The 26,951-nt window shown below is 66.7% G+C and carries 25 protein-coding genes; 12 read left to right on the forward strand and 13 right to left on the reverse strand.

Annotated features, from left to right (window positions below):
* Positions 1 to 35 precede the first annotated feature (35 nt).
* From hutI to AC5P67_RS03240, 6 genes are all read left to right on the forward strand, one after another.
* Entirely contained in the window at positions 36 to 1,259 is a 1,224-nt protein-coding gene (hutI, locus tag AC5P67_RS03215; protein WP_049452061.1) for an imidazolonepropionase, read from the forward strand.
* A complete protein-coding gene (hutH, locus tag AC5P67_RS03220) occupies positions 1,256 to 2,797 on the forward strand; it encodes a histidine ammonia-lyase (protein ID WP_049431539.1) in 1,542 nt (513 codons plus the stop codon). The genes hutI and hutH overlap by 4 nt, the downstream gene beginning before the upstream one ends.
* Positions 2,794 to 3,648, forward strand: a complete 855-nt coding sequence (gene hutG / locus AC5P67_RS03225) for an N-formylglutamate deformylase (protein WP_495214293.1) — start codon at positions 2,794 to 2,796, stop codon at positions 3,646 to 3,648. The genes hutH and hutG overlap by 4 nt, the downstream gene beginning before the upstream one ends.
* Positions 3,645 to 5,312 carry a urocanate hydratase gene (hutU, locus tag AC5P67_RS03230; RefSeq protein ID WP_060380668.1) on the forward strand — a complete coding sequence of 556 codons (1,668 nt, stop codon included), beginning with the start codon at positions 3,645 to 3,647 and terminating at the stop codon, positions 5,310 to 5,312. The genes hutG and hutU overlap by 4 nt, the downstream gene beginning before the upstream one ends.
* A gap of 149 nt (positions 5,313 to 5,461) precedes the next feature.
* The gene (locus tag AC5P67_RS03235) at positions 5,462 to 6,898 is read left to right on the forward strand and encodes a serine hydrolase domain-containing protein (RefSeq protein WP_099523301.1); all 1,437 of its coding nucleotides are present in this window, start codon (positions 5,462 to 5,464) and stop codon (positions 6,896 to 6,898) included.
* 193 nt (positions 6,899 to 7,091) lie between these two features.
* Entirely contained in the window at positions 7,092 to 9,203 is a 2,112-nt protein-coding gene (locus AC5P67_RS03240) for a TonB-dependent receptor family protein (RefSeq protein WP_495214294.1), read from the forward strand.
* 46 nt (positions 9,204 to 9,249) lie between these two features.
* Here AC5P67_RS03240 and AC5P67_RS03245 read toward each other — a convergent pair whose 3' ends face one another.
* From AC5P67_RS03245 to AC5P67_RS03260, 4 genes are read right to left on the reverse strand one after another with little or no spacing between them, the layout of a single operon-like run.
* Positions 9,250 to 9,768: a hypothetical protein gene (locus AC5P67_RS03245; RefSeq protein WP_088431533.1), complete on the reverse strand. Its 519-nt coding sequence runs from the start codon at positions 9,766 to 9,768 to the stop codon at positions 9,250 to 9,252.
* Positions 9,769 to 9,781: 13 nt separating this feature from the next.
* Positions 9,782 to 10,654 carry a hypothetical protein gene (locus AC5P67_RS03250; RefSeq protein WP_100438727.1) on the reverse strand — a complete coding sequence of 291 codons (873 nt, stop codon included), beginning with the start codon at positions 10,652 to 10,654 and terminating at the stop codon, positions 9,782 to 9,784.
* A complete protein-coding gene (locus AC5P67_RS03255; RefSeq protein WP_100438728.1) occupies positions 10,654 to 11,499 on the reverse strand; it encodes an energy transducer TonB in 846 nt (281 codons plus the stop codon). Before AC5P67_RS03255 ends, AC5P67_RS03250 begins: the two co-directional genes overlap by 1 nt.
* A 51-nt stretch (positions 11,500 to 11,550) precedes the next feature.
* Positions 11,551 to 11,703 carry a hypothetical protein gene (locus AC5P67_RS03260; RefSeq protein ID WP_157803281.1) on the reverse strand — a complete coding sequence of 51 codons (153 nt, stop codon included), beginning with the start codon at positions 11,701 to 11,703 and terminating at the stop codon, positions 11,551 to 11,553.
* A 275-nt stretch (positions 11,704 to 11,978) separates the two neighbouring features.
* Between AC5P67_RS03260 and AC5P67_RS03265 the strand changes: the two genes are divergently transcribed.
* Entirely contained in the window at positions 11,979 to 12,290 is a 312-nt protein-coding gene (locus AC5P67_RS03265) for a hypothetical protein (RefSeq protein ID WP_223846431.1), read from the forward strand.
* Between the two features lie 34 nt (positions 12,291 to 12,324).
* Here AC5P67_RS03265 and AC5P67_RS03270 read toward each other — a convergent pair whose 3' ends face one another.
* Positions 12,325 to 12,900 (reverse strand): TetR/AcrR family transcriptional regulator, encoded by a 576-nt coding sequence (locus tag AC5P67_RS03270; RefSeq protein WP_065183680.1) that lies wholly within the window; start codon positions 12,898 to 12,900, stop codon positions 12,325 to 12,327.
* Positions 12,901 to 12,969: 69 nt separating this feature from the next.
* Between AC5P67_RS03270 and AC5P67_RS03275 the strand changes: the two genes are divergently transcribed.
* Positions 12,970 to 13,515 carry a thioesterase family protein gene (locus AC5P67_RS03275; protein WP_100438730.1) on the forward strand — a complete coding sequence of 182 codons (546 nt, stop codon included), beginning with the start codon at positions 12,970 to 12,972 and terminating at the stop codon, positions 13,513 to 13,515.
* Between the two features lie 6 nt (positions 13,516 to 13,521).
* Here AC5P67_RS03275 and AC5P67_RS03280 read toward each other — a convergent pair whose 3' ends face one another.
* The gene (locus AC5P67_RS03280; protein WP_100438731.1) at positions 13,522 to 14,655 is read right to left on the reverse strand and encodes an agmatine deiminase family protein; all 1,134 of its coding nucleotides are present in this window, start codon (positions 14,653 to 14,655) and stop codon (positions 13,522 to 13,524) included.
* A gap of 104 nt (positions 14,656 to 14,759) precedes the next feature.
* On the opposite strand from AC5P67_RS03280, the gene AC5P67_RS03285 reads away from it, so the two are divergent.
* Positions 14,760 to 15,644, forward strand: coding sequence for a LysR family transcriptional regulator (locus AC5P67_RS03285; RefSeq protein WP_005413886.1), 885 nt, complete (start codon positions 14,760 to 14,762; stop codon positions 15,642 to 15,644).
* Here the strand turns inward: AC5P67_RS03285 and AC5P67_RS03290 are convergent.
* A complete protein-coding gene (locus AC5P67_RS03290) occupies positions 15,619 to 16,407 on the reverse strand; it encodes an SGNH/GDSL hydrolase family protein (RefSeq protein ID WP_099473759.1) in 789 nt (262 codons plus the stop codon). The genes AC5P67_RS03285 and AC5P67_RS03290 overlap by 26 nt on opposite strands.
* Before the next feature lie 49 nt (positions 16,408 to 16,456).
* Positions 16,457 to 17,422, reverse strand: a complete 966-nt coding sequence (locus tag AC5P67_RS03295; RefSeq protein WP_099490502.1) for a DUF2268 domain-containing putative Zn-dependent protease — start codon at positions 17,420 to 17,422, stop codon at positions 16,457 to 16,459.
* A 138-nt stretch (positions 17,423 to 17,560) separates the two neighbouring features.
* Here AC5P67_RS03295 and AC5P67_RS03300 point away from each other — a divergent pair, with 138 nt between their 5' ends.
* On the forward strand, positions 17,561 to 18,544 hold the full coding sequence (locus AC5P67_RS03300) for a hypothetical protein (RefSeq protein ID WP_043034683.1): 984 nt from the start codon (positions 17,561 to 17,563) through the stop codon (positions 18,542 to 18,544).
* A gap of 10 nt (positions 18,545 to 18,554) precedes the next feature.
* On the opposite strand, the gene AC5P67_RS03305 is transcribed toward AC5P67_RS03300, so the two are convergent.
* From AC5P67_RS03305 to AC5P67_RS03315, 3 genes are all read right to left on the reverse strand, one after another.
* Positions 18,555 to 18,875: a hypothetical protein gene (locus tag AC5P67_RS03305; protein ID WP_005410210.1), complete on the reverse strand. Its 321-nt coding sequence runs from the start codon at positions 18,873 to 18,875 to the stop codon at positions 18,555 to 18,557.
* 190 nt (positions 18,876 to 19,065) lie between these two features.
* The gene (locus AC5P67_RS03310; RefSeq protein WP_495214295.1) at positions 19,066 to 21,528 is read right to left on the reverse strand and encodes a S9 family peptidase; all 2,463 of its coding nucleotides are present in this window, start codon (positions 21,526 to 21,528) and stop codon (positions 19,066 to 19,068) included.
* Between the two features lie 167 nt (positions 21,529 to 21,695).
* Positions 21,696 to 22,025: a hypothetical protein gene (locus AC5P67_RS03315; protein ID WP_005413891.1), complete on the reverse strand. Its 330-nt coding sequence runs from the start codon at positions 22,023 to 22,025 to the stop codon at positions 21,696 to 21,698.
* A gap of 239 nt (positions 22,026 to 22,264) precedes the next feature.
* Between AC5P67_RS03315 and AC5P67_RS03320 the strand changes: the two genes are divergently transcribed.
* Positions 22,265 to 23,041, forward strand: coding sequence for a HipA family kinase (locus AC5P67_RS03320; protein WP_165710642.1), 777 nt, complete (start codon positions 22,265 to 22,267; stop codon positions 23,039 to 23,041).
* Entirely contained in the window at positions 23,019 to 23,420 is a 402-nt protein-coding gene (locus AC5P67_RS03325; protein ID WP_024957221.1) for a DUF3037 domain-containing protein, read from the forward strand. Before AC5P67_RS03320 ends, AC5P67_RS03325 begins: the two co-directional genes overlap by 23 nt.
* 151 nt (positions 23,421 to 23,571) lie before the next feature.
* On the opposite strand, the gene AC5P67_RS03330 is transcribed toward AC5P67_RS03325, so the two are convergent.
* Together AC5P67_RS03330 and AC5P67_RS03335 are read right to left on the reverse strand one after the other, a co-directional pair.
* Entirely contained in the window at positions 23,572 to 24,054 is a 483-nt protein-coding gene (locus AC5P67_RS03330; RefSeq protein WP_165711286.1) for an REP-associated tyrosine transposase, read from the reverse strand.
* Between the two features lie 244 nt (positions 24,055 to 24,298).
* On the reverse strand, positions 24,299 to 26,827 hold the full coding sequence (locus tag AC5P67_RS03335; RefSeq protein WP_495214296.1) for a membrane-bound PQQ-dependent dehydrogenase, glucose/quinate/shikimate family: 2,529 nt from the start codon (positions 26,825 to 26,827) through the stop codon (positions 24,299 to 24,301).
* Positions 26,828 to 26,951: the final 124 nt, after the last annotated feature.

The raw sequence follows: 26,951 nt of genomic DNA on the forward strand, positions 1-26,951 counted from the left end.
TATAGACATATAAGCACAGCCGCGTTGTGGATGCCATGCACGTCGATACCCTCTGGTCCAACGTCCACCTGATGACCCTCGATGGCGAGGGGCTGGGTGTCATCCGCGATGGCGTACTGGCCTGCGCTGGCGGCCGCATCGTCCATGTCGGCCCGGCCGGCAGCGACGCCCACCTGCAGCCGACCACCCGCATCGATGGCGAAGGCCGCTGGATCTCGCCCGGCCTGATCGACTGCCACACCCACCTGGTCTACGCCGGCAACCGCGCCAACGAATTCGAGCAGCGCCTGCAGGGCGTCAGCTATGCCGAGATCGCCCGTGCCGGCGGCGGCATCGTCTCCACCGTGCGCGCCACCCGTGCTGCCACCCCGGAACAGCTGGCCAGCGAAAGCCGGCCGCGCCTGCTGGCGATGCGTGCCGAAGGCGTGACCACGATCGAGATCAAGTCCGGCTACGGCCTGACCCTGCCCGACGAACGCAAGCAGCTGCAGGTAGCGCGTGCGCTGGGCGAGGAGTGCCGGGTCAACGTGGTGACCACATTCCTCGGCGCACACGCGATTCCGCCAGGCCGCGAGGCGCAGGAATACACCGACGAGGTGTGCAACGTGATGATTCCGGCCATCGCCGCCGAAGGCCTGGCCGAAGCGGTGGACGTATTCTGCGAGAACATCGCCTTCTCGCCGGCGCAGGCGCGGCAGGTCTTCGAAGCGGCGCGCGCCAACGGGCTGGCGGTGAAGATTCATGCCGAGCAGCTGAGCAACCAGCATGGCGCCGAACTGGCCGCCAGCTTCGGTGCCCTCTCGGCCGACCATATCGAACATCTGGACGATGCCGGCATCGCCGCGATGGCCGCCGCCGGCACCGTCGCCGTGCTGTTGCCTGGCGCCTTCTATTTCACCCGCGATACCACCCTGCCGCCGATCGCTGCGCTGCGTGCGGCCGCCGTGCCGCTGGCGCTGGCCACCGACAGCAATCCGGGCACTTCGCCGCTGACCAGCCCGCTGCTGGCGATGAACATGGGCGCCACCCTGTTCCGCCTGACCGTGGATGAGTGCATCGCCGGCTTCACCCGTGAAGCGGCGCGCGCGCTCGGACGCAGCGACCGCATCGGCCGCCTCGCCGTGGGCCTGGACTGCGACCTGGCGATCTGGGACATCGATGCCCCCGCCGACCTGGTCTATCGCATTGGATTCAACCCGCTGCACGCGCGCGTGGTGCGCGGACAGCCCGACCTGCCTGCCTCCTGGAGCAACACATGAGCAACACCCTGGTTCTTCGCCCCGGCCATGTCACTCTTGCCCAGTGGCGGCAGGTCTATCGCGGTGCGCCGCTTGCACTGGACCCGGCCGCGCTGCCGGTGGTGCGCGCCAGTGCTGCGGCGGTGGCCGCCATCGTCGCCAAGGGCGCGCCGGTGTATGGCATCAACACCGGTTTCGGCAAGCTGGCCAGCGTGCGCATCGAGCGCGAAGATCTGGCCACCCTGCAGCGGAACATCGTGCTCTCGCATGCCGCCGGCGTGGGCGAGCCGATGCCGGCCAGCGTGGTGCGCCTGATGATGGCGCTTAAGCTGGTCAGCCTGGCGCAGGGTGCGTCAGGCATTCGCGAGGAGACCCTGCTGCTGCTGGAAGCGATGCTGGTCAAGGGCGTGCTGCCGGTGGTGCCCGCACAGGGTTCGGTGGGTGCCTCGGGTGACCTGGCGCCGCTCTCGCACCTGGCCAGCGTGATGCTGGGCGTAGGCGAAGCCTTCATCGGTGACGAGCGCCTACCGGCAGCCGACGCACTGGCACGTGCCGGCCTGCAGCCGATCGAACTGGGCGCGAAGGAAGGCCTGGCGCTGCTCAACGGCACCCAGTTCTCCACCGCCTATGCGCTGGCGGGCCTGTTCGAGATCGAGACCGTGTTCCAGGCCGCACTGGTGACCGGCGCACTGTCGGTGGAAGCAGCCAAGGGTTCCGACACGCCCTTCGACCCGCGCATCCACGCGATCCGCGGCCAGCGCGGGCAGATCGCCGCCGCCGCCACCCTGCGCGCGCTGATGCAGGGCTCGGACATCCGCGAGTCGCATCGCGACAACGACGTGCGCGTGCAGGACCCGTACTGCCTGCGCTGCCAGCCGCAGGTGATGGGCGCGGCGCTGGACATCCTGCGCCAGGCCGCGACCACGCTGGAAATTGAAGCCAACGGCGTGTCCGACAATCCGCTGGTGTTCACCGACACCGGCGAAGCGCTGTCCGGTGGCAACTTCCACGCCGAGCCAGTGGCTTTCGCCGCCGACATGCTGGCGATGGCGGTTTGCGAGATCGGTTCGATCAGCGAGCGCCGCCTGGCGATGCTGGTGGACCCGGCCCTGTCCGGCCTGCCGGCGTTCCTGACCCCGCGCCCGGGCCTGAATTCCGGCTTCATGATTCCGCAGGTGACCGCCGCTGCACTGGTCTCGGAAAACAAGCAGCGCGCCTACCCGGCCAGCGTTGATTCGATTCCGACCTCGGCCAACCAGGAAGACCATGTGTCGATGGCCGCGCATGGCGCACGCCGGCTGATGCAGATGGCCGAGAACGCCGCCAACGTGATCGGCATCGAGCTGCTGGCCGCCGCGCAGGGCTGTGATTTCCATGCGCCGCTGCGCTCCAGCGCCGCGCTGGAAACGGTGCGCGCCACCCTGCGTGCGCAGGTGCCGACGCTGGAAGAAGACCGCTATTTCCACCCCGACATGGTGACCGCCACGAATCTTGTGCGCAGTGGCGCGCTGGCGCAGGGCCTGGGCGATCTGTTGCCGACTGTGGAACCGCAGGCATGACGACTCTTCCTGAATGGTTGACGGTGCACGAGGGCGATGCCCCCCTCATCGTCAGCTTCCCGCATACCGGCAGCGAGCTGCCGCACGACCTGATCGGCGACTACCACTCGCCGTGGCTGGCCCGCCGCGATGCCGACTGGTGGGTGCACGAGCTGTACGACTTCGTGCGCGGCATGGGCGCGACCACGGTGCGCTCGGCGATCTCGCGTTCGGTGATCGACCTCAACCGCGATCCCAGCGGCGTGTCGCTGTACCCGGGCCAGAACACCACCGGCCTGTGTCCGCTGACCACCTTCGACAACCAGCCGCTGTACCACGCCGGGCACGAACCGGACGAAGCAGAAATCGCCCGTCGTCGCGACACGTATTTCCTTCCTTACCACGATGCGCTGGCTTCGCAGATCACGCGCCTGCGTGCACGCCACGGCACCGTGGTGGTGTACGACGCGCACTCGATCCGCTCGCATATCCCGCACCTGTTCGAGGGCGAACTACCGCAGTTCAACCTGGGGACTGCAGGTCCGTCCGGCGCACCGGACACCTCCTGCGACAACGCCCTGAGCGACGTGGTGGAGAACCTGCTGAAGATCAGTGGCATGAGCCAGGTGCGCAACGGCCGCTTCAAGGGCGGCTGGATCACCCGCCACTACAGCAACATCGCCGGCGGCGTGCACAGCCTGCAGATGGAACTTGCCTGCCGCGGCTACATGCACGAACCCCTGCCGGACCAGGTGGACGAACACAGCTGGCCCCCCCCGCTCGACCCCGACCACGCCGCACCACTGCGCCACACCCTGGCGCAGGTGCTCAACGCCTGCCTTGAATTCGCTACGAACCGGAGCGCCGCATGACCCGCAACGACCCGTCCCGCACCATCGCCGCGCCGACCGGCACCACGCTCAATGCCAAGAGCTGGCTGACCGAAGCACCGCTGCGCATGCTGATGAACAACCTGCACCCGGACGTGGCCGAGCGCCCGCAGGAACTGGTGGTGTATGGCGGCATCGGCCGCGCCGCACGCGACTGGGAAAGCTTCGACGCCATCGTCGAAACGCTCAAGCGCCTGGACGATGACCAGACCCTGCTGGTGCAATCGGGCAAGCCGGTGGGCGTGTTCCGCACCCACGCCGATGCACCGCGCGTGCTGATCGCCAATTCCAACCTGGTGCCGCGCTGGGCCAACTGGGACCACTTCAACGAGCTGGATAAGAAGGGCCTGGCCATGTACGGCCAGATGACCGCCGGCAGCTGGATCTACATCGGTGCGCAGGGCATCGTGCAGGGCACCTACGAGACCTTCGTGGAAATGGGGCGCCAGCATTTCGGCGGCGACCTGACCGGGAAGTGGCTGTTCACCGGTGGCCTCGGCGGCATGGGTGGTGCACAGCCGCTGGCTGCCGTGATGGCCGGTGCCTCCTGCCTGGCCGTCGAGTGCCGCAAGAGCAGCATCGACATGCGCCTGCGCACCGGCTACCTCGACACCTGGACCGACAATCTGGACGAAGCGCTGCGCCTGATCGATGAATCGTGCAAGGCCGGTACGCCGAAGTCGGTGGGCCTGCTCGGCAACGTTGCCGATGTGCTGGCCGAACTGCTCAAGCGCGGCGTGAAGCCGGACCTGCTGACCGACCAGACCTCCGCGCACGACCCGGTGAACGGCTACCTGCCGCAGGGCTGGACGGTCGAACAGTGGGATGAGAAGCGCGCTTCCGCCCCCAAGGAAGTGGAGAAGGCCGCGCGTGCATCGATGGCCAACCACATCCGCGCCATGCTCGGCTTCCATGCGCTGGGCGTACCCACCGTGGATTACGGCAACAACCTGCGGCAGATGGCGCTGGAAGAAGGCGTGGCCAATGCCTTCGATTTCCCGGGTTTCGTGCCGGCCTACATCCGCCCGTTGTTCTGCCGCGGCATCGGCCCGTTCCGCTGGGCCGCACTGAGCGGCGACCCGGAAGACATCGCCAAGACCGATGCCAAGGTGAAGGAACTGATTCCGGACAACCCGCACCTGCACCGCTGGCTGGACATGGCGGCCGAGAAGATCAAGTTCCAGGGCCTGCCGGCGCGCATCTGCTGGGTCGGCCTGGGTGATCGCGATCGACTCGGCCTGGCGTTCAACGAGATGGTCGCCAACGGCGAACTGAAGGCGCCGGTGGTGATCGGTCGCGACCACCTGGACAGTGGCAGCGTCGCCTCGCCGAACCGCGAAACCGAAGCGATGGCCGACGGCTCCGACGCGGTGTCCGACTGGCCGCTGCTGAACGCCCTGCTCAACACCGCCAGCGGCGCGACCTGGGTGTCGCTGCATCACGGTGGTGGCGTCGGCATGGGCTTCTCGCAGCACGCCGGCATGGTGATCGTCTGCGACGGCACCGAGGCAGCGGCCAAGCGGATTGGCCGCGTGCTGTGGAACGACCCGGCCACCGGCGTGATGCGCCATGCCGACGCGGGCTATGAGATCGCGATTGAATGCGCGAAGGAAAAGGGGCTGGATCTGCCGGGCATCCTCGGCTGATCGCAGGGGTGCCGGCTAGCGGCCGGCACTACCGGAAACGTGTGGTAGTGCCGGCCGCTGGCCGGCTCTCCCTGATGCGGGAATCGGTGCCCTTGACCCGCTCTTCCGACGTGACCAACATGCGCCATCACCGCTGATGGATCACCGCGATGTACCGCACCCTGGCCGTTGCATTGCTCTGCACGCTGTTTGCGATCCCACCCGTTTCGGCGCTTGGAACTGCCGGCGATCTTTCCAAGCAGCTCAGCACCCAGCTGCAGGCCAACCGCGAACGCTACGGCATCGCCGGCCAGGCGGTACTGGTCGCCCACAACGGCCAGGTGCTGTACCAAGGCGCCAGCGGTGAACGTGATCCCGCTACCCATGCGCCCGCCACCGTCGAGACCATCTTCGCCGCGCAGTCGATGGCCAAGCTGCTGACCAGCACGCTGGTGATGCAATTGGTCGACCAGGGCAAGGTGGATCTGGATGCACCGGCCAGCCGCTATGTGCCGGACCTGCCTGCAGCATGGCAGGCAATCCACGTGCGCGATTTCCTCAACCACAGCTCGGGTATCGGCGAGTACTACGACCGGGTGGAGAACCGCTGGGTCAGCAAGGGCTACACCGGCGTGGCGCCTGATCTTGCCGCTGCACTGAAGGTGGCCGGCGCGGCGCCGATGCAGTTCGCCACCGGCAGCCGCGTGCAGTACACCCAGGCCAACTACCTGGTGCTGACGGCGTTGCTGGAAGCGCACTATCGCAAGCCCTACCCGGCCATCGCACGCGAACGCATCCTGCAGCCTTTGAAGATGGCCAGCACCTCGTGGGGTGTCACCAGCGTGCCAGCCACGCGCGCGGCGGTGCCGTACATCGGCAAGGACGGCCAACTGCAGCCGGCCAATGAAGACCCTTGGCCGGACTACGGCTGGGGCCATGCCGACCTGCAGACCACCGTGGGCGACATGAACCGCTTCCTGCAGGCACTGGCCACCGGCAAGCTGGTGCGCACGGCGACCCTGGAAAAGCTCTGGCAGCCGCAGAAGCTGGTCGGTGGCGGCAGCAATTTCTTCTCCACCGGTTGGGACACCACCCGAAGCAACGGCTACACCCAGGTCGGCCACGATGGTGGCACCCGTGTACGTGCGCGATTGGCCTACAAGGGCACGCTGGCCAGCGGCTACTGGGTGTTCGTGTACCTGACCAACGGCAGCGCCCGCAATGTCTGGTCCAGCACGCTGGTGGAGAGCACGATGGCGGTGGTTGCGCCCGGGGAGTTTCCGCACGCTGTGCTGTCCGAGCGGCTGATCGCCTATGCGGTGGATGACAGCACCGATGCGAAACCGCGAATGCGTAGCTGGCTGCGCGTCAGCAATGGCGTTCCCACCGATGAACTGGAACGTGCGATCAATGCCGATGGCTATGCCATCCGCGAGAGTCTGGGTGCCAGCAAGGCACTGAAAGTGTTCGCGCTCAACGCCGAGCTGTATCCGGATTCGGCCAACGCGTGGGACAGCCTGGCCGAGTTCCATGCGGCATTGGGCGATGCAGAGATTGCCAAGGCGCTGTACGCGAAGGCCAAGGCGCTGGCGAAGCCCTCGCCCTAAACCCTGCTGCAGAGCCGAGCCCATGCTCGGCTGCTCTTCGTTGCGATCTCAGGAGACCCGCGCTGCGCGCGATAGCCGAGCATGGACTCGGCTCTACATGGATGTTGCGGGCGGCCATACGCGAGCGATGGGTGACGTGACGCCGCCGACCTGTTAACTTGCGCGCCACTTTGGTGGTTTACAGCATTCCCGCATGTCGCTCTCGTCGTACCGCCCCACCCCCTCGCTGCTGTTCCTGGCCGTTTCCCTCGGCCTCTCTTCCACCGCCGCTGCGGCCCCACAGGCCACCACGCTGGATGCCGTACAGGTCACCGCTGCCGCCGATGCCAGCGCGCAGGCGCGCGAGGCGCTGAAGCGCGTGCCCGGCGCCAGCAACCTGATCGACATGGCCAAGGCCGACAGCCGACTGTCCACCAGCGCCGATGTGCTGGCCTACCAGCCGGGTATCAGCGCGCAGTCGCCGGGTAATGAGGGCACCAAGATCTCGATCCGTGGCTCGGGCATCAACCGGGGTCCGGGCGCGCACGCCTCGGGTATTGCGGTGTCGATCGACGGCCTGCCACTGACCGGCCCGGGCGGCACGCCCTACGAGCTGCTGGAACCGCTGTGGCTGTCGCGCGTGGAAGTCCTGCGCGGCGCCAACGGCTTCGAGCGCGGGGCGCTGGCGCTGGGCGGTGCCATCGACTACGTCAGCCGCAGCGGTCGTGATTCGGCGGGCGTGCAGCTGCACTACGAAGCCGGCAGCCGTGGCTACCAGAAGCGCGGCATCAGCTGGGGCGGCGTCAGTGGTGATGCCGACTACTTCCTGGCCTACACCGATACCGAGTTCGACGGTTACCAGCGCCATTCGCGCGGCGACGGCAAGGGTGCGATGGCCAACATCGGCTGGCAGATCACGCCCGACCTGCAGACGCGCTTCTTCGTGCGCTATCGCGAAACCAACCACGAAACACCTGGGCGCCTGACCCGCGATCAGATCCGCAACGATCCGCGCGCCGCGAACGCGGCCAATCTGGCCATCGATGCGCGTCGCCCGCAGCCGGGCAGCACCTGGGTGGGCAACGTCACCACGCTGCAGATCGATGAAGACTCCTCGTTGCAGGCCGGACTGGTCTATCACAAGTACCCGATGGACTTGAACGAGAGCCTGTACCGGCAGCAGCTGGACTACGCCAACCTCAACGCCACGCTGGACTACCGCCGCCGCCACCGGCTGTTCGGCCTGGACAGCGAAACCACGGTCGGCCTGCGCGTCACCCACGATCTGGACGCCGATGTGCGCGAGTCGCTGCGCTTTGCCAGCAACGGCTATGCCGCCGGTACGCGCACGCGTGACTTCCGGCACCACGGCACCGACAGCACGCTGCACGTCGGCAATACCCTCACCTTCAATGACCGCCTGCGCATGCAGACCGGGCTGGCACTGATCAACACCCGTCGCGATGTGCAGGTGACCTGGCCGAGCAGCGGCGGCCGCCTGCGCGACCACGACTGGGACTATGCGCCGCGACTGGGCTTCACCTGGCAGCACAGCGCCCAGACCCAGTGGTTCGGCAACCTCAGCCGCTCGGTGGAGGCGCCGCACCCCTGGTCGATGATCTGGGGCTCGAACCAGTACTTCGGGCCAGGCAATGGCCCGTCCAGCGGCCGCCAGCGCGCGCCGGTGCCGATGCAGAACCAGACCGCCACCACGCTGGAACTGGGCGCGCGCGGTGACGCGGCGCTGGGCCGCTGGGAACTGACCGGCTACTACGCACACGTGAACCACGAACTGCTGAGCGTCGAACTGCAACCGGTGCCGAACCTGTTCATCGCCGAGAACAACGCCAGCCCCACCGTTCACCGCGGCATGGACGCCGGATTGGACAGCACGCTGTGGCAGGCTGCACCGGGCCGCCTGTCGCTGCGCCAGGCGTATACCTTCAGCGATTTCCGCTATCGCCACGACGCGCGTTTCGGCAGCAACCGCCTGCCCGGCCTGCCGCGCCACGCCTACCAGGCCGAGCTGCGCTTCGATCATGCATCCGGCCTGTACGCCGCGCTCAATACCGAATACGCCTCGCGCATCGCCGTCGACTACGCCAACAGCTACTGGGCCGACAGCCACGTGATCTTCGGCAGCCGCATCGGCTACGACGCACCCGGTGGCCGCTGGCAGGCCTGGGCGGAGATGCGCAACCTCGGCAACCGCCACTACGCCGCCACGGTCACGCCGGGCTACGACGACGCAGGCAGGGATATTGCCCGCTCGACGCCGGGCGAAGGCCGTGGCATCTACGCTGGTGTGCGTTTGCGGTTTGACTGATGACAGCAGGCGGCGCCGGGTGTGATCCGGCGCCGTCGTTCCAGGATCAGCCGATACGCCAGGCCGGCAGGCGCTCGCTGCGCTTCCAGATGGAAGGTGCGAAACCAATCAACGCCAGCGCCGCCAGCCACTTCGGTGAGGTGTTGAGCAGTGTCGAGGTAAGCGAACCATCGACAGGGGCGGCCATTTCCTGCCACGGGTTGTAGCCCAGGTAGACGACGCTGCCAGCCCACCACAGCAATGCCACACCGACACCCACCAGCAACAGAGCCAGCGTGCGGCAGGTCCAGCGCTGCGAGGTGGTGCCCCACTCGCGGGACGCCGCTACCAGCAGGCCCACCACCAGCAGCGACACCAGTGCAACCAGCCCGATATCGACCTTGTGCCCGATACGCTCGTAGGTGCAGGCGCGGCATCGCGCCTCTTCCGCGGCAGTGGCGGCTTCGGCGCCAGCGGCCTCCCCGGCTGCGGGCTGCGCCAGTGCCGCAAACGGCATCAATACTGCCAGCAGCGTCACCATGATCCAACGAAACAACGTCCTGTTCCTGCGTGCAGCGACATCCATGCGCTCTTCCTCGTCAGTGGTTGTACGTCCAGGGCCGCAGTATGCGGCCGTCCCATACGCCGCCCAGACCCCGTTCCGGGGGTTCGGCCATCCAGCGTTCTTGTTCCCGATGCAGCACGACAAGCTCCCGGTAGACGAAATCGTCGGAACACGAATCCCAGGCGACCGCAATCATAGCCCACTGCCCATCGACGCTGAAAACAGGCCGGGTCAGATAGGCGACGTGGTCGTATGTCCGAGTCGGCCCATGCACCGTTGCCCCGCACCCTTGCTCCCGCAGCGCTCGAAGCCCCGCGCCGTCCATCCGCTGCGCACCGGCCAATGCGGCCGCAGGCACTGGCGTGGACCGGCGATTGACGGGAACCAGGTCCGCCTGCAGCTGCAACCGCAGCGCATGGATGTCCGGCGGCCACCGGTCGTCCAGCGGCAGGACCAGGTCGTCCACCTCCTGGCAGATGGAGGCACTGCTGCCCGGCCAGCAATAGGGCAAGGTCTGCTCCATCACGTAGATGTCCTCCCCCACCGGGTCGGTCAACTGCGGCTGTTCCTGCGGGCGCCATTGATCAACGCGCGTGGACGGTGTCTGCGGTGCGCTGGGCACCTCGCTCAGCGACGATGGCAGAACTGGCGTTGGCTGCGGCACTGGCGGGGGTGGAGGGGGGAATGGGGGGCTCTGCCGGATCGCCAGCGCCATCGCCTCCGCCTGCATCTGCGCTGTTCCCAGGTTGATCGGTAGCCGACCGATCTCCTGCTGCCACCTCGGGCGCAGGCTGCAGATCCCGGCCATGAGCGCCAAGGCCGACAGCGCCGCCGCCAGCGATGCAATGCGTCGCCAGGCGATCCGTTGTTGGCAGTCACGGTTTGGCTTGAACGAGGTATCTGTCATCACGACTCCGGCAACGCGGGCCACAGGCCCTGTCCAAAGCTCATATGGCGGACAGGCTCCACTCGAACACGCTCCCAGCCGCCCTTCCTGCGATGCAGAAGGTAGAGGACACGCATCGCCGTTCCTCCACTGCACAGATCCGAGGCGACCGATGCCATTGCCCAGTTCCCATCCAGGCTGAACACAGGACGCTGCAGATAGACAACGCCCAGATCCGGATTGCCCGGGCCACCCGTGCATCCCTCGATACCGCGCGCGCGCCGTTGCTGAAGCTCGTCCCACGTCATCCGTTGCGCCCGCACGTGTGCAAGCTCGAACGCGAGACCGGGTACCCGTGAAGCCCGGCGGTTCGCAACCTGCAGCATCGACTCCAGATGCTGCTGCAGTTGAAAGGACGCCGCACTGTCATCATCGCGCCACTCGACGACGCTGTGACGAACCTGGCAGACCGGGGCGGGATATCCTTCACCGCAGGAAGGCGCAGTCCATTCCATCACAGCGAATGGAATGTCGGGCTCCCAGCCGCGCGGCTCGAAGTGTGCTGGCGCGACGTCTTCCAACCGCACCGCTGCGGTCGCGAACCCACTGTTACCGGCCAGCATCGGGGAGGAGACTCCCTTCATTGGAGTCGGTGGAACCGGCGGCTTTCCTGGCGGTGTCGGTCGCAGGTCGATGAGCTCTGCCATCACTTCGGCCTGCATCCGTGCCGTTCCCAGATTGATCGGCGGCGGTCCGACTTCCCGCCGCCACTGCGGGCGCACGCTGGCCAGCAGCGCTACGACCGCAACCATCGATAGAACGACCGTTGTGGCCAGGACGCGTTTCCGTGCAATGCGCTGTCGCATGAAGATCCTGGAAAAAGTGAAGCACAGACGAAATCGCCCGGAATTGCAGTACTACCCGGCCAGCACTACCGCAATCGGGTAGCGCAGCGGCATTGCATCGACAGCGGCCGCCAACTGCAGACCCGAGGCATGGAAAACGGTGGCGCCGGTCAACGCGACGATCATGGCCACCGCGTGCGCGGCCAGCCGCACGCACGACTTCACTGCCGCGGCTCCTGGGCAACTTCAATGCACTGATGGAAAAATGGCGCGAGTTCTTCATGCCGCCGCCAGCGGGCGCGTGGCATTGCGGCCAGGGACCTCAGAAACCTGATACTGCATGCGGACATCCTTGCCGGGCACGCGTAGGCGGTGGTGGACGGATTCTAGCGCGATGGGGCCGTGGGTCCATCACCCACAGTCCGCACTGGCGCCGGCCTTGTACCCGCGCGCCGGCGGCTGGATTATGATTTTCCACCAGAAGAGCTATGCGCCACGGCATGCACGCCTCCCAGTTCACCCGCGCCACCGCGCTCGTGATGTTCGTTCCAATGATTGGCCTCGCCGGTTGGGGTTCGTGGTTTGGTAGCCGCTGCTTCAGCGATGGCTGCCTCGGCGTCCTGGTGGCATGGCTTGCCGCCGTGGCCACCTTTGCGGTGCAGGCGTTGCTGGTGCTCCCGACGCATGCCTGGGCCCTCAAGCGGCAGGGATGCCCCGCCTCCCGCAGCTACCTGCGTTGGCTTGGCGCGTCGGCCATCGCTGCCTTCCTGCCCATCGCGCTCGGCTGGGGCTACCTGATGATCTTCCGATGACCTGCTGCGCGTCTTCCGCACACGTATAGCCGGATCAAGGAGGCGCGGCCGCCTTCAGCAACTGCGCGGCCACCTGGTCGAACGGGGCGATGTCCTGCAGTGCGCGGCACATCGCCACGGCGCCTTCCACGCTGGCGATCACCAGGCTGGCCAGTCCATCCGCCGCCGCAGGTTCGTGGCCGTCGGCAATGAAGGCTGCGGCCAGATGCCCCTGCCAGCGCACGAACACCTCTGCGGCGGCCACGCGCGGTTGGCTGGTAACCGCCTCGACCGGCTCTTCGACGGCAGCGGCCAGCACCGGACAACCCGCGCGGAACCCGGAGCGCAGCAGGCGCTCGCGCCACATCGCCAGAAACTGCTGCAGGCCCTGCACGGCCCCGCCCTTCAACAACTCAACGAGGAGCGCCTCCACCTTGTCACCAGCCATGTGGGTGGCGCGCGCCAGCAGCTCCTGCTTGCCGCCGGGAAAGTGGTGATAGGTGGAGCCCAGCGGCGCCTCGGCCAGCTTGGTCACCTCACGGATGCTGGTGGCATTGAGACCCACGCGCGCCAGCATCTGTGCCGCAGCATCAATCACGCGTTGTGGCGCATCAGAGGGACGCGGGCTCACGACAAGCTCCTTGCCAGGACAGTCGTCATAGATTAGCGTACCGGCGATTCTATAACAGTCGTCATAACCATGAATCTCTGGTTCCGCCTGCTCCACCTGCTGCTGTGCAGCCTGTTCCGGCCGAAGGTGGAGGCGCCGTTCGGGGTCTCGCGGCTGCAGTTCCGGGTACTGCCCAACGATCTGGACAGCAACCTGCACATGACCAACGGCCGCTACTGGAACATCTTCGATCTGGGCCGGCTGGACCTGATCCTGCGCATGGGCCTGGGCCGGGTGGCGCTGCGCGAGAAGTGGGCACCGATCGTCGGCGCCGGCACCATCCAGTTCCGCCGCGAACTGAAGCCGTTCCAGCGCTTCACCCTGGAAACACGCCTGGTCGGCTGGATCGGCTCGCGCGGCATCATGGAGCAGCGCGTGCTGATCGGGCCCGAGCAGAAGATCGCCACCCGTGCGCTGCTGGTCACCGGCATCTACGACCGTCGCGCGCGCCAGTTCCTGGGCATGCCGAAGATGATGGAAGCGATCGGCGTGGTTGCCCCGCCGTCGCCGCCGCTCAGTGCAGCCGCCGAGGCGCTGCTGGCGGCCGATGCGGCGTTGAAGCAGGACGACGCCTGAGGCACCTCAGCCTACCTTCGGCATGTTCTTGGTCACGCAATGGATGCCGCCACCGCCACCGGCGATCGCATCGATGTCCACCTGTTCGATCACACGACCGGGATACATGTCTTCCAGTAGTTCACGGCAGTAGCCATCGGCTGCGTCGTCACCGAACTGCGGCGCGACCACCGCGCCGTTGATCGGCAGGTAGTTGATGTAGCCCATCGCCAGATCATCGTTGTCGCGGGTATGCACGTTGTCGCGCCCGTCCAGCGGCGGCGGCAGCGTGTGCACCTGCAGACGACGGCCATCGGCATCGGTGGCGCCGCGCAGAATCTCCAGGTGCTCGCGGGTCAGATCGTAGTCGTAGGACTCCGGATCGTCGTCCAGATTGGCGATCACCACGCCCGGACGCACGAAGCGCGCATAGAAATCCACGTGTGCGTCAGTGATGTCCTCGCCGGCGATGCCGGGCAGCCAGATCACCTTGCGCAGGCCGAGGTGGTGCATCAGCTCGGCCTCGATATCCGCGCGCGACCAGCCGGGATTGCGATTGCGGTTCACCCAGCAGCTTTCGGTGAGGATGGCCGTGCCATGGCCATCGACTTCGATGCCGCCACCCTCGCCCACCAGATCGCTTTCCAGCAGCGTGGCACCGGTCACCTGCGCCAGCCACGGCGCCACCGCACCATCGTTCCGTGCGCTCTGCTTGCCGCCCCAGCCGTTGAAGTTGAAATCAACCAGGCCCAGCCCGCCCTTGCCATCGGTGACGAAACAACCGCCGTAGTCGCGCACCCAGATGTCATCCAGCGGCACCTCGAGGAACTCGATGTTGTCGCGGCCGCAGCGATCCTGCGCCAGCTTCCGCTGCGCCGGGCGGCACAGCACGCTGACCGGCTGGTGGCGGGCGATGGTGCGGGCCAGCCGGGCCACAGCGGTGTTCACCGCATCGGCCTGCGCGCCCCAGACCCGAGGCTGCGCGGCGAAGGCCAGGAAAACGCGCTCCTGCGGGCCGTGCTCGTCCGGCATGCGCCAGACGCCCGCTGCTGGCCCCGCTGCGGATACGCGCGCGGGCAGCCCCGCCAGGCCGAGGGCGGCCAGGCCGCCAAGGCCAGCGGCGCCCGCCAGCTGGGTGAGGAAGTGACGACGGCTGCTCATGACGGGCTCCAGGGCCGGTGTGGGATGGACCTATGCTGCGCTTGCGTATCGATAAGCACAAACGATAGATTCAGCCACCAATTGAACAGTTTTACTTATCTGAAATGCTGAAGCATTGGCCACCGCTGAACGCGCTGCGTGGTTTCGAGGCCGCCGCCCGCCTGGGTAGTTTCCACAGGGCGGCCGAGGAACTGCATCTGACCCAGTCGGCCATCAGCCAGCAGATCCGGGGCCTGGAAGCCTCGCTGCAGCAGCCGTTGTTCTTCCGGCAGGGCCGCAGCGTCACCCTCACCGACGCCGGCATCGACCTGCTGGAAACCACCCAGTCCCTGCTGCGGCAGCTGGCCAGCGGCATCCGCCGGCTCGATCAGTACCGCAAGCCGAATCAACTGATCGTCAACACCAGTCCAGCCTTTGCCCGGCATTGGCTGGTGCCGCGCCTGGCCAGCTTCCACCGCCTGCATCCCGACGCCGACCTGTGGCTGCTGACCAGCGAGGAGGCACCGGATATGACCACGCAGACGCTGGACGTGGCGGTACGCGATGACCTCGACTCACAGGCGCAGTGCCAGCATCGCGTGCTACTGCAGGATCGCCTCTTTCCGGCCTGCCATCCGGCCCTGCTCGCCACGCCGGTGCACGAACGCCTCACCCTGCATGGCGAGCGCGAAATGGACTGGAGCCAGTGGCAGGTACAGGGGGGCGCCGATGTCGGCCAGCGCCGCGAAGGCATGAACTTCTCCGAACCCGGGCAGCTGCTGGATGCTGCCTGCCAAGGGCTGGGTATCGCCCTGGTCAGCGAGCTGCTGGCGGCACGCGCCTGCGATCAGGGGCTGCTGCAGCCGCTGGATGAGGCACGCGTGCGCGGCCCGCGCTGGAGCTGGCTGGTGCATGAGGACAGCGCGGCCGATCCGCTGGTGATCAGTTTCTGTGAGTGGTTGCTGGCGAGTCTGCCCGCAGAAGCTACTTCTGCTGCAGCGCGCGCTTGACCGCCGCCTCGGCCAACGGCGCCATCACCGCATAGCCCTTCGCCGTGGGATGAACGCCATCCTCGGCCAACTGCGGATCGAGTCCTCCGGCGGCATTGGCCATCGGCGTGTAGTAGTCCAGATAGACCAGATGCTGCGCATCGGCATAGCGCTTCAATGCCGTGTTCAATGCACGCACCTTCGGCGCTGGCGCTGTTCCCGGCAGCCACGGGTAATCGCTGACCGGCAGCACCGATGCCAGCACCACGGCGATGCCATGTGCACGCGCCAGGTCCACCATCGCGTGCAGGTTGTCCTCGATCATCGCCTGCGTGGACGGGCCGGTGTTGCCGGCAATGTCGTTGGTGCCGGCCAGGATCACCACCACCTGTGGCTTCAGTGCCAGCACGTCCTGCGGGAAGCGCACCAGCATCTGCGCCGTGGTCTGGCCGCTGATGCCGCGGTTGAGCCAGCCCTTGCCGGGGAAGAATCCGGCGCTGCCTTCCGCACCCCAGCCTTCGGTGATCGAGTCGCCGAAGAACACCACGCGCGGCTGGCCCGGCACGGCCGCAGGCAGTCGCGCGTTGGCATCACGATAACGCTGCAACTCCGGAAAATCGGCCAGGCGCTGCTGCATGAAACGAACCTCGTCGGGGCGCAACTGGTCGATGGGCGTCTGCAGCATCGGATTGACTGCGACGGCTTCGGCGGCACCCAGCGGAGAAGCCAACGCGAGGCCCAACGTCACGACGGTTGCAGCGGCAAGCTCAACAGGTCCACGCATGCGGGTACTCCTGAAATCATCCTGCGCAGTCTAACGCCCTGCCCTGTGCTCAGCGTGCAGCCGTACGCGCCGCTACACCCGTGACTTTCGCCGGCATCCACATGCCCGGCGTCCAGCCGCTGGCGGCCAGGATCGTTTTCGGGTTGTCCTGCTGGATCAGCGCACGCACCGCATCACGCTTGTCCTTGGCCTGCAGGTAATAGGCCTTGGCGATGCGGTAACCCACCCAGTACCCCAGGTCGTAGGGTTCCTGCGAGCCAGGCTTGTAGTTGTACAGCCACGGCGACAGATCGGTGCTGTCCAGATCCAGCGCGAACGCGCTTTCGACATGCACTTCCCGGCCACGGGTCCAGGCCGCGTGACGCCCATTGCCGACGTTGCCGGAAATCAGCTCGGCGATGAACTCGGCGATGCCCTCGCCCAGCGAAACACGCAGCACCGTGGCACGCGGGTCACCCGGCTCGAAGTCGATCAGGCCGGTCTGCTGGATGTGCACGTATTCGTGTGCGATCACATGCACGAAGCGATCCTGCACATTGGCATTCATGAAGTCGGCCGCGCACAGCGCTTCCAGGCCAATGATCACGCCGCTTTTCGAGGTCAGCCCGACCGGCCGGCCGCGGCCCACCGCGATGGTCACCGGCGGGAACCGGGTCTGCGGGTAGATCGCCTGCAGGTTGGAAAACACCTGCGTCAGGCGTTGCTTCACCGCGGGCAGTTCGGCCAGGCAGTTTCGTCCCTGTGCATACAGCTCGGGCTGGCTGGCGATGGACTCGGCAATGCGTTCGGGAGTGACCCGGCGCGCCTTGGCCAGTTCGGCCAGGCCGGCCGAACCCTCGGCCAGGTATCCACGCAGCTGCGCAACGCTGGGCTTGCCGCCAGCGCTGTCATAAAGTGCATAGAAACGGCTGACATCCTCGGTGAGGATCTGCGGCCCTGCCGGTACCGCTGCGGTGGCCACGCCTACCGCCCCGGCACAGGCCAGGGCCAACAGGCCGCGCAGGATCATGAACATCGCTCCGTCCTTGGTGGAGTGCATGCGAAGCGCGCAATCTATCACTCCGCCCGGCCCACTGCAGCAGGCGGATGCGGGCGCACCGGCGCTGTGCCAGACTCGCTTCGGCACCTGCCATGGAAGATGGAGCACCGCACGATGATGATCGTTCCCGCGTACTGGGCCGAAGCCCGCCTGCAGGCCCGTTTCCGTGGCCGGCCGGTGGTCGTGCGCCGCTTCGGCTGGTCCGACGAAGGCCCTGCCGAGGCGCAGGTGCACGCCGATCGCCGCGCCAACGAAGCCCTCAATGCCATCCTCGCCGGGCAGGCGCTTCCGCGACGCGAAGTGCGCAGCAACTACGGCGTGGAGGGCGTGCCGATCCGCGAGCAGATCGTGCAGCGCGACGGCGACGTCATCATTACACGCAACAGCTACGGTGCGCTGTGCCTGAACACCCCGGACGTGCTGTTCGCCGACATCGATCATGCGCAGCCACCTGCCGGTTGCGTGATGCCTGCAATCATCGCCGCAGTGCTGCTGTTCGCTGGCGCCGTCATCGGCACTCTGATCTGGCACTGGCTGGTGGGACTGGTGCTGGGGGTGGCAGCGGTGCTGCTGGTCAACACGGCGATGCTGATGCAGCGCAAGCGGCGCCTGGCCGCGGCCGGTGGCGCCGAAGGCGTAGCCCTGCAGCGGGTCGCGGCCTTCAGCGAACAGCATCCGGACTGGCATCTGCGTACGTACCGCACGCCGGCTGGATTGCGCGTGCTGGCCATGCACGCCACGTTCCTGCCCGAAGACGAGCAGCTTCAGGCGTTCTTCAGAACGCTGGGCGCCGACACCCTGTACGCGCGCATGTGCCGGCTGCAGCACTGCTTCCGTGCGCGCCTGACACCAAAGCCGTGGCGCGTTGGCCTGAGGTACCGCATCCGTCCGCCGGTGGCCGCGTGGTCAGCCGAGCAGGCCAACAACCCGGATCGCCTGGCCTGGATTGCCGAGTACGAAAAGAAGAGTGCCGGCTTCGCCGCGTGCGCCTACCTGCGCAGTTTCGGTGATACCACGCGCATCCATGCCAAGGCCGAGCACGTGCGCGAACTGCACGACCGGTTGGCGCATGCGCAGGACCGCCTGCCGTTGGCGTGAGCTCGGGTGCTCAATCAGCGCTCTGCACGAACGGCTGCCCTGCCAGGGTAGTGCCCAGCCGCACCGCAATCTGCTGTTCACCCTTCTCGAAGGTCGTCGCGCACTGCTTCCCGCCCTTCTGGCACCCCACTTCCGGAAAGCCCTCCAGCGATTCCGGCGCGCCCTGCGCCGGCTTCACCTGCCATCCCGCAGCATCCAGCAGGCGCTTGGCCTTCGCGTAGGGCATGCCCGCGATGATCCCCAGCTGCGCCAGCTCGGTGGGCAGCGACTGGGCATGGGCGTTTGAAACCAGGACCAACGACAACGTTGCAGCAAGAACGATGGCTTTCATTGCACCGACCCGGGACGAACTCACAGGGTCAGCCTAGCCCATCTGCGTGGCATGCGAATGTGCCGGTAACACGTCGTTACCGAGTCTCCACAGTTGATTGCAGAGCACGTGCGGCTGGTTACAGCCGAGCGTGGGCTCGGCGCTACAGCAGGATGCAGGAAGGCCACCCGGAGGTGGCCTTCCTGTTCCTTCACTTGGCGTTCTTCACGTAGGTGTCGAACCAGTTCAGCATTTCCGATACCAGCTGCTCGTTCGACTCCAGCGCGGTGTACCAGTGCGGCTCGTTCGGCAGCATCACCAGGCGGGTGGTACCACCGTTGCCGCGGATCGCCTGGTACAGCTTGCGCGACTGGAACGGCTCGGTGCCCGGGTTGGCGTCGTCCTCGCCGTGGACCAGCAGCAGCGGCAGCTTGATCTTGTCGGCATAGAAGAACGGCGAGGCCTTCAGGTACACGTCCTGCGCCTGCCACACCGAGCGACGCTCGTTCTGGAAGCCGAACGGGGTGAAGGTCTTGTTGTACGAACCACTGGTCGCCACGCCGGCCTTGAACAGCTTGGTGTGCGCGATCAGGTTGGCGGTCATCAGGCCACCGTGGCTGTGACCGGTCACGCCGATGCGGTTGCGGTCGACCACGCCCATGTCCACGGCCTTGTCCACCGCCGCCTTGGCATCGGCTTCCAACTGCTCCAGATAAGTGTCGTACGCGTTCTTCGGGTCCCCGACGATAGGGAACGAGGCGTTGTCGATGATCGCGTAGCCGGCCAGCAGCATCAGGCGGTACGGCTGCAGACGGGTGAAGGTCTGCTGCGAACCGGACACCTGGCCGGCCTGCGCGGCATTGGCGAAGTCGGCCGGGTACGCATACAGGATCGCCGGCACGCGCTGGCCTTCCTTGTAGCCCGGCGGCGTGTACAGGGTGAACGACAGGTCCACGCCATCGGCACGCTTGTAGGTCACCAGCTGCTTCTTGATCTGGCGCACCTCCGGGGTCGGGTCGACCAGCTTGGTCAGCGCGGTCGCGGTGGACGCGAACTGCGCCTCGCCGGCCTTCGCATCAGCCACTGCCTCACCCTGCTGGCGGATGAAGGCATTCGGCGGATCGATCACCGACTGGTGCCAGGTCAGGTAGCGCCCCGGCGTGCTGCTGAAACCGAGGAACTGTTCGTAGGCGTCGGCACTGCTGCGGAACAGGCGCTCGCTCTTCAGGGTGCCCAGGTCCAGGCGGTCCAGGAACGGACGGTCGCCCTGCGGCGACGCGCCACGGCCGCTGAGGAACACATGGTTGCCCTCACGGCGCACCACCTGCGCGCCATTCGGCAAGCGGGTAAAGACCAGGTTGCCGGGGTTGGCGTACAGCTCGTCGCTGGACATGTCCCACAGCAGGCGGCCTTCCTTCTTCGGCTGGTCCACATCGACGATGCGGGTCTGCATCCAGTGGCGGTTCTCGTCGTTCTCGTACTGGAACGCCACGGCCGGATCGGCGGTCCACGCGAAGCCCTCAAATCGCTGCGCGGTACGGGTGATTTCGGTCGGCTTGCCGTTGAACGGGGCCTTCAGCATCAGCACGCGGTCGCGGTGCGGCACGTTGACCTTCCAGTCGCCCTTGTCCAGTGCCTCGGCATAGACCAGGGTGGCTGGATCGGTGGCACGCCAGTCGAAGCCACGCGGGCCTTCCGGCACGCCATGTACCGGCACGCGGTCGGCCAACGGCAGGCTGGCAATCGGCGTGGATTTGCCGCTGGCGATATCCAGCACGGCCACGTCGTTGGCGAAGCGCTGGTAGGTCACCGCATGCGAGTATGGCGCCTTGATCGATTCGGTCAGCACGTGCACGCCATCGGGTGCGGCGCTGACTTCGTTGAACAGCGCCGGCTGCCCGACCGGACGCACGCTGTTGGCGGCGGTATCGACCACGGCCAGCTGCGAGGCACCGTAATAAGCGAACAGCTTCTCGTCATGCACGCTGGTCAGCGTGTCGCGGGCCTCGTAGGTGCTGCTCTCGCCACTGCTGCCCAGCGACTCCTGTGCATCCGGGCCGGTCGGTACGCCGCCGTTGGAAGGTGCCGGGCCCTGGTTGGCCGGTACCAGTTTCACCAGCAGGTTCTGGCTGCCGCCCAGCCACTGCACGGTGTAGCCGAAGATCGGGTTCAGCTGCACGTTCGGCACCTGCTTCACCTGCCCGGTGGCCGCATCGCCCACCCACAGCTGCACGCTGGTATCGATCGCATTCTGGAAGGCGAAATGGCTGCCATCGGCCGACCACAGCGCGCCGGTGGCGCAGCCCTGCGGCAGGTTGACCTTGGTTTCCTTGCCGCTGCCGATGTCGACCAGGGTGAAGTCGGCCACGCAGGCCGGAATGCCGTAGCCACCTGGCGTGTCATGTCGGCTGCGGTTCTTCGGCTCCAGGCGCACGCCGGCCAGCTTCAGATAGGGCTGGGCGACGCGGCTGATTGACGGGTAGGTCTGCGCGGTGGTCAGCAGCAGGCGCTGGCCGCCCGGGGCCACGTTCGGCGCCGGCGGCGGCGGTGCCTTCAGCACCTTGAGCAGATGTTCCGGCGGCTTCGCGTAATCAGCGAAAGCCGGTCCAGCGGCCAGTAGGCCGACGGTGGCAACGGCAACAGCCGCCGCCAGAGAGGTTCGACGGATCAGCATCCTTATCCCCTGGGGTGTGAATGGGTACCCGGAATCGGGCATGGACCCGAATCTAGCACCGCAGGGGTTGTCGTGAATGGGCCGGAAGGACTAGTGGCCGGATGGGGCAAAGTGCGGCTCCGGGAGGTGCCGGGGCACTGCCAGCACCTGCCAGGCATGGCCTGGCACTACTGCTGCGCGTGCAGGTCCCAGGTGGCCAGGTAGTCGGGGTCGACCACGATCATGCCGCTGGTGCGCATGCGGTACTCGCCGGGTTCGGCTGGTTGGTACTGGTCCAGCATCGGTGGCAGGTAGCGCTCGTGGCCATCATTCTCGTCGGCCAGCACCACGCCCTCGTCGGCGCTGATGCGCAACACCGTGCCGGCGTACTGCTCCAGCCCCTTCACCTGGCCGTCGCCGCCATAGCGGGTGACCCCGACCAGGACGACCTTGCCGATCATTTCTTCCGCCTTGGCATCGTCCAAGGTCGGCAGAATGGGAGTGAATTCGTCGCTCATCGGTGCACCTCCGTAGCCTGCAGGACATCGTGGATGAGGTTTCCGCTTCGCAGTGCGCGTCGCTGGCAGCCGAGCAGGTGCCCGGCCTGGAGCCTCTGCATCGAGAGTGCCAGTACGCTCATGAACCCAAGGGTTCCTGTAGCAGGATGCTGCCATCGCAGGCGGAAGGGACAGGTGAAGGCCGAAATCGGTCCTCGCCGATCAGAGGGTTGTAGCTACACCCACGCTAGAATGCGCGCATGCGCACCGTACATGCCCTTCGCTACATCACCCCCTTGCGGGAAGGTGGCTCCCTGCCGGCCGTGGTCGAGACCGACGACGACGGCATGGCCGTGCTGAAGTTCCGTGGCGCCGGCCAGGGCCCGAAAGCGTTGATCGCCGAGCTGATCGCCGGCGAGATGGCACGCTCGCTGGGCCTGCCGATTCCGGAAATCCTGTTCGTCGAGCTGGACCGCGAGTTCGCTCGCACCGAGCCGGACCCGGAAATCCAGGAGTTGATCCGCGCCAGCGAGGGCCTGAACCTGGGCCTGGACTACCTGCCCGGCGCAATCAACTACGACCCGGCAGCGATGCCGGTGGATGCCGACCTGGCCTCGCGCATCGTCTGGTTCGATGCGTTCACCAGCAATGTCGATCGCACCACCCGCAACCCCAACCTGATGGTATGGCATCGAAAGCTGTACCTGATCGACCACGGTGCGGCCATGTACTTCCATCACGACTGGGCCAACGCCGGCGATGCCTGCGAAAAGCCGTTCGTGCTGATCCGCGACCATGTGCTGCTGTCGTTCGCCAGTCGCATCGCCGAGGTGGATGCCGAGCTGGCCGCGCGCCTGACTGATGCCGAGATCGAGCGCATCGTCGGCCTGGTGCCGGACAGCTGGCTGGTGGACGAGCCGGCGTTCGACAGCTCCCAAGCCTACCGCCAGGGTTACATCGATTATCTCAAGCACCGCTTGAAAGTGCGTGCGGTGTTCGTGCAGGAGGCCATCCGTGCCCACGCTGCACACGTATGACTATGCGGTCATCCGCGTGGTACCGCGGGTGGAACGCGAGGAGTTCATCAACGTCGGGGTGATCGTCTCCTGCCCTGGCGCGCGCCATCTGGAAGCGGCCATCGAGATCGATCCTGCGCGCCTGCGTGCCTTCGCGCCGGCGTTGGACCAGGAGGCGCTGCAACCATGGCTGGATGCGATCGTGGCCATCTGCCGCGGCGACGCCAGCGCCGGGCCGATCGCGCAACTGCCCGCGCGTGCCCGCTTCCACTTCCTTACCGCCAAGCGCAGCTCGATCGTGCAGATGTCGAGCACGCATGTGGGCCGCACGGCCGACCCGGCGGGTGTGGTGGAACACTTGATGACGAAGATGGTGCGGGTGCCGGCACCTAACGCGTAGCGGCGACTGGTAGAGTCGACTGTTAGTCGATTAACGCACGCAGTGCGGGCTCTTCGGCGGCATTGATTAAGGCAGTCGACTAACAGTCGACTCTACCGGGTCGACTCTACCCGGTCGACTCTGCCCGGCCGACTCTGCCCGGTCGGTTCCATCACCAAGCACGTTCGCCTGCCGACTCAAGCTCGCTCAACGGCCAGCAGCACCATCCGTACGGATGGTCACCGATCTGCGCGGCAAGACCGGCTCGAACGGGATTTGCCAGAATGTAGCAAGCGTGCCTGTGCAGCGACGCGTCACTGCGGATCGCATGATCGTGATAACCCGCCTGCCAGATTGCACCCTGGCTCCCTCGCCGCCGGTTGATTAGAAAGCTGCTGCGCGCCTTGAAGCGCTGCACGCAGTAGCCCAGCGAATGGCCACGTAGTTGAGCCAGCCAGTGGATGTGATCCGGCATGATCACCCAGGCAAACGATGCAGTCAGGCCTTCCCGATCCATCGATCCGAGGAGCTGCATGGCAAGGTCGGCATTGGCAGGGCTATCGAAAACACGATGGCGGTTCCGGCACACCATGGTGATGGTGTAGACGTTGCCGACTATGGATCGGCGGCCGGCAAGCAGTTGAGGGCTGGGCATGAGTTCGAGAATGCCCGCCAGGATGGATGCTCGACATCGGTTCACTGCCAACGTCAGGATCAGGGATCATCTTGATGCAGCGTCCGGGGATGTGGAGTCGCCTGGGTAGAGTCGACTGTTAGTCGACTATCGCGCGAAGCGCGGGCTTTCCAGCGTGGGAGGTAAGAGCAGTCGACTAACAGTCGACTCTACCCAGCCGACTCTACCCAGTCGGCTCTACCCAGCCGGTTCTACCCCGTCGGCCCTACCTCGGCAACGCAAACGCAATCACGTAATCGCCGTTCGGGGTTTCCATGAAATGGTGGCCGCCGGCCATGATCACCACGTACTGGCGCCCGCCCTGCTCGTACACCATCGGGTTGGCCTGGCCGCCGGCAGGCAGCTTGGCATGCCAAAGCTCCTTGCCGGTCTTCAGATCGATGGCACGCAGCAGGTCATCGGTGGCGGCGGCGATGAAGATCAGGCCGCTGGCGGTCACTACCGAACCGCCGTTGTTCGGCGTGCCGATCTCGATCGGCAGGCCGGAACGGATGCCGAACGGTCCGTTGCCGCGCGCACTGCCAAACGGACGGTCCCACAGCAGTTTGCCGGTGCGCAGGTCGATGGCACGGATACCGCCATAGGGCGGCTGCTTGCACAGCAGGCCGGTGAACGGCAGCCGCCAGCCGGCGTTGACCTGGATGGCGTAGGGCGTACCCACCTGCGGGTCGCCCGCGCCTTCGGCACCGCCCTTGTCGAACCGGACCTTCTCGCGCGGCAGCCAGCCCAGCCGGTCGGCCTCCGCGCGAGGCACCAGCCGGTTGTAGTTGGGCATGTCGTTGTAGTTGGCCACGATCACGCCGCGGCGCGTATCGATGGATACGCTGCCCCAGTCCGAGCCGCCGTTGTAGCCGGGGTACTCGATGGAATGGCGCTCGCTGCTCGGCGGCGTGTAGAACCCTTCGTAGTACGCCTTGCGGAACTGGATGCGGCAGACCAGCTGGTCAATCGGGGTGATGCCCCACATGTCACGCTCGGTCAGGTCATGTTCGCGGCGCAGCGTGTGGTACAGCGAAAACAGCTGGGTGGGAGAACGCTGCTCGGGTTCGACGCCGCCGACCGGCACCTTGCGCTCTTCGGCGGCGGTCAGGAGCTGGCCGTTGCGGCGATCGAGGATGTACATGTCACCCTGCTTGGTCGGCAGCAGGATTGCCGGCACCTTGCCCGCCGCCGTCGGGTAGTCGATCAGGCTGGCCTGCGACCCCAGGTCGTAGTCCCACACATCCTTGCGCACCGCCTGGAAATGCCAGGCCGGCTTGCCGGTGGCCACGTCGATCGCCACCAGCGAGGTGGAATAGCGGTTCTGGTTTTCCGTGCGCGCGCCGCTCCAGTAGTCGCCCGCGGCATTGCCCAGCGGCAGGTAGACCAGGCCCAGCGCCTCATCACCGGTGGCCGTGGTCCACATGTTGGGCGTGCCCCGCGTGTAGGTCTGCTCGCGCGGAGGCAGACCGCTGCGCTCGGGCTGGTCCATGTCCCACGCCCAGCGCAGCTTGCCGGTGATGGCGTCGTACGCCTGGATCACGCCTGAGGGCGCATCGCGGCGCTGCCCGTCCAGCACCTGATGACCGGTCACGATCACGCCGCGCACGATGGCCGGCGGCGAGTTGATCGACACGTAACCCGGTGGCACCTCGCCCATGCCCAGGGTGATGTCGACCTGGCCGTTGTTGCCGAAGTTGGCGCAGGGGCGGCCGCTGTCCGCGTCCACCGCGATGATGCGACCGTCCAGCGTGCCTTCAATGATGCGCGCCCAGCACGCCGGTCGACTGCCCGGTGCAGCGCTGCGGGTGACGCTGGGAGGAGGTTCCGGCAACGCCAGATCAGCGGCAACATCGGCCAATGCTGCATCGGCAAGGGTCGGCGTGCTGGGCTGCTCGTAATAGCTCACACCACGACAGGCAGCGGTATAGGGAATCGAGGCATCCTTCACCTTTGGATCGAACCGCCACAGTTCCTTGCCGCTGGCAGCATCAAGCGCGATCAGGCGGTTGCGTGCGGTGCACAGGTACAGGCGGTCGCCGATCTTCAGCGGCGTGGTTTCGGCACCCCAGCGCTTCTTCGGCATATCCCCGGTACGGAACTGCCAGGCCGGTTGCAACGTGGCCACATTGGCCGGGGTGATCTGCTGCAGCGGCGAATAGCGGGTGCCGGCATTGCTGCGGCCCCACGCCGGCCAGTCGCCCTCGGCGGGCTGGTCAGCCGGCTGCAGGCCCGTGGTATCGCGCGTAGGTTCCAGTCCGGCGCTGACTGCGCCTTCCGGGAACGGCAGGTGCCCGTCCACTTCCCCATGCGGGGCAAAGGCCAGGCCGAAGGCGGCCACGAACACCAGCATCAGCACGCCCGCCACGCTGCGCGACAGGCGTTTTGAAACCGGCTCGCGAAGCGTTGGCGCCAGCAGCGCCAGCACGATGCCGAGCGCAGTCACCAGCCCGAGCCGCGGCACCCAGCGCCAGTAGTCGCTGCCCGATTCCCACCAGGTCCACAGCAGCGTGCCGATGAACACCAGCGCATACAGCAGCGCGCCGCTGCGGCGGTTGCCGAACAACAGGGTTCCGCTGGCCAGCAGGCCGAGCCCGGCGATGGCGTAGTACGCCGAGCCACCCAGGCGGAGCAGCCACCCACCGAGCCCGCCGATGACCAGGCCGAGCACGACCAGCAGCAGTGACAGCACGGTGACGAGGGGATGCCGGGAGGCGCGGACGGGAGCAGGAGCGGACTGCGGCGTGGCGGACATCGTCGATCTCCGGGGGCAGCATGCGCCGTTATCCCACCGCCTGCGTGAAGCGCGCGCGTATGCCTGGCACCCGGATACGACGACGCCGGCACAGGGCCGGCGTCGTCGGGTACCTCAGGCTCGC

This window comes from Stenotrophomonas sp. YJH_SMC_21, assembly GCF_059369555.1.

What these genes read in the sequence shown, in the direction of transcription:
- AC5P67_RS03255 (WP_100438728.1), bottom strand. Translation starts at nt 11,499, where the DNA reads ATGCGACAGCGCATTGCACGGAAACGCGTCCTGGCCACAACGGTCGTT.
- hutH (WP_049431539.1), top strand. Translation starts at nt 1,256, where the DNA reads ATGAGCAACACCCTGGTTCTTCGCCCCGGCCATGTCACTCTTGCCCAG.
- AC5P67_RS03315 (WP_005413891.1), bottom strand. Translation starts at nt 22,025, where the DNA reads ATGAGCGACGAATTCACTCCCATTCTGCCGACCTTGGACGATGCCAAG.
- AC5P67_RS03305 (WP_005410210.1), bottom strand. Translation starts at nt 18,875, where the DNA reads ATGAAAGCCATCGTTCTTGCTGCAACGTTGTCGTTGGTCCTGGTTTCA.
- AC5P67_RS03335 (WP_495214296.1), bottom strand. Translation starts at nt 26,827, where the DNA reads ATGTCCGCCACGCCGCAGTCCGCTCCTGCTCCCGTCCGCGCCTCCCGG.
- AC5P67_RS03290 (WP_099473759.1), bottom strand. Translation starts at nt 16,407, where the DNA reads ATGCGTGGACCTGTTGAGCTTGCCGCTGCAACCGTCGTGACGTTGGGC.
- hutG (WP_495214293.1), top strand. Translation starts at nt 2,794, where the DNA reads ATGACGACTCTTCCTGAATGGTTGACGGTGCACGAGGGCGATGCCCCC.
- AC5P67_RS03240 (WP_495214294.1), top strand. Translation starts at nt 7,092, where the DNA reads ATGTCGCTCTCGTCGTACCGCCCCACCCCCTCGCTGCTGTTCCTGGCC.
- AC5P67_RS03330 (WP_165711286.1), bottom strand. Translation starts at nt 24,054, where the DNA reads ATGCCCAGCCCTCAACTGCTTGCCGGCCGCCGATCCATAGTCGGCAAC.
- AC5P67_RS03295 (WP_099490502.1), bottom strand. Translation starts at nt 17,422, where the DNA reads ATGTTCATGATCCTGCGCGGCCTGTTGGCCCTGGCCTGTGCCGGGGCG.
- AC5P67_RS03320 (WP_165710642.1), top strand. Translation starts at nt 22,265, where the DNA reads ATGCGCACCGTACATGCCCTTCGCTACATCACCCCCTTGCGGGAAGGT.
- AC5P67_RS03285 (WP_005413886.1), top strand. Translation starts at nt 14,760, where the DNA reads ATGCTGAAGCATTGGCCACCGCTGAACGCGCTGCGTGGTTTCGAGGCC.
- AC5P67_RS03300 (WP_043034683.1), top strand. Translation starts at nt 17,561, where the DNA reads ATGATGATCGTTCCCGCGTACTGGGCCGAAGCCCGCCTGCAGGCCCGT.
- AC5P67_RS03310 (WP_495214295.1), bottom strand. Translation starts at nt 21,528, where the DNA reads ATGCTGATCCGTCGAACCTCTCTGGCGGCGGCTGTTGCCGTTGCCACC.
- AC5P67_RS03280 (WP_100438731.1), bottom strand. Translation starts at nt 14,655, where the DNA reads ATGAGCAGCCGTCGTCACTTCCTCACCCAGCTGGCGGGCGCCGCTGGC.
- AC5P67_RS03250 (WP_100438727.1), bottom strand. Translation starts at nt 10,654, where the DNA reads ATGACAGATACCTCGTTCAAGCCAAACCGTGACTGCCAACAACGGATC.
- hutU (WP_060380668.1), top strand. Translation starts at nt 3,645, where the DNA reads ATGACCCGCAACGACCCGTCCCGCACCATCGCCGCGCCGACCGGCACC.
- AC5P67_RS03275 (WP_100438730.1), top strand. Translation starts at nt 12,970, where the DNA reads ATGAATCTCTGGTTCCGCCTGCTCCACCTGCTGCTGTGCAGCCTGTTC.
- hutI (WP_049452061.1), top strand. Translation starts at nt 36, where the DNA reads ATGCACGTCGATACCCTCTGGTCCAACGTCCACCTGATGACCCTCGAT.
- AC5P67_RS03235 (WP_099523301.1), top strand. Translation starts at nt 5,462, where the DNA reads ATGTACCGCACCCTGGCCGTTGCATTGCTCTGCACGCTGTTTGCGATC.
- AC5P67_RS03265 (WP_223846431.1), top strand. Translation starts at nt 11,979, where the DNA reads ATGCACGCCTCCCAGTTCACCCGCGCCACCGCGCTCGTGATGTTCGTT.
- AC5P67_RS03245 (WP_088431533.1), bottom strand. Translation starts at nt 9,768, where the DNA reads ATGGATGTCGCTGCACGCAGGAACAGGACGTTGTTTCGTTGGATCATG.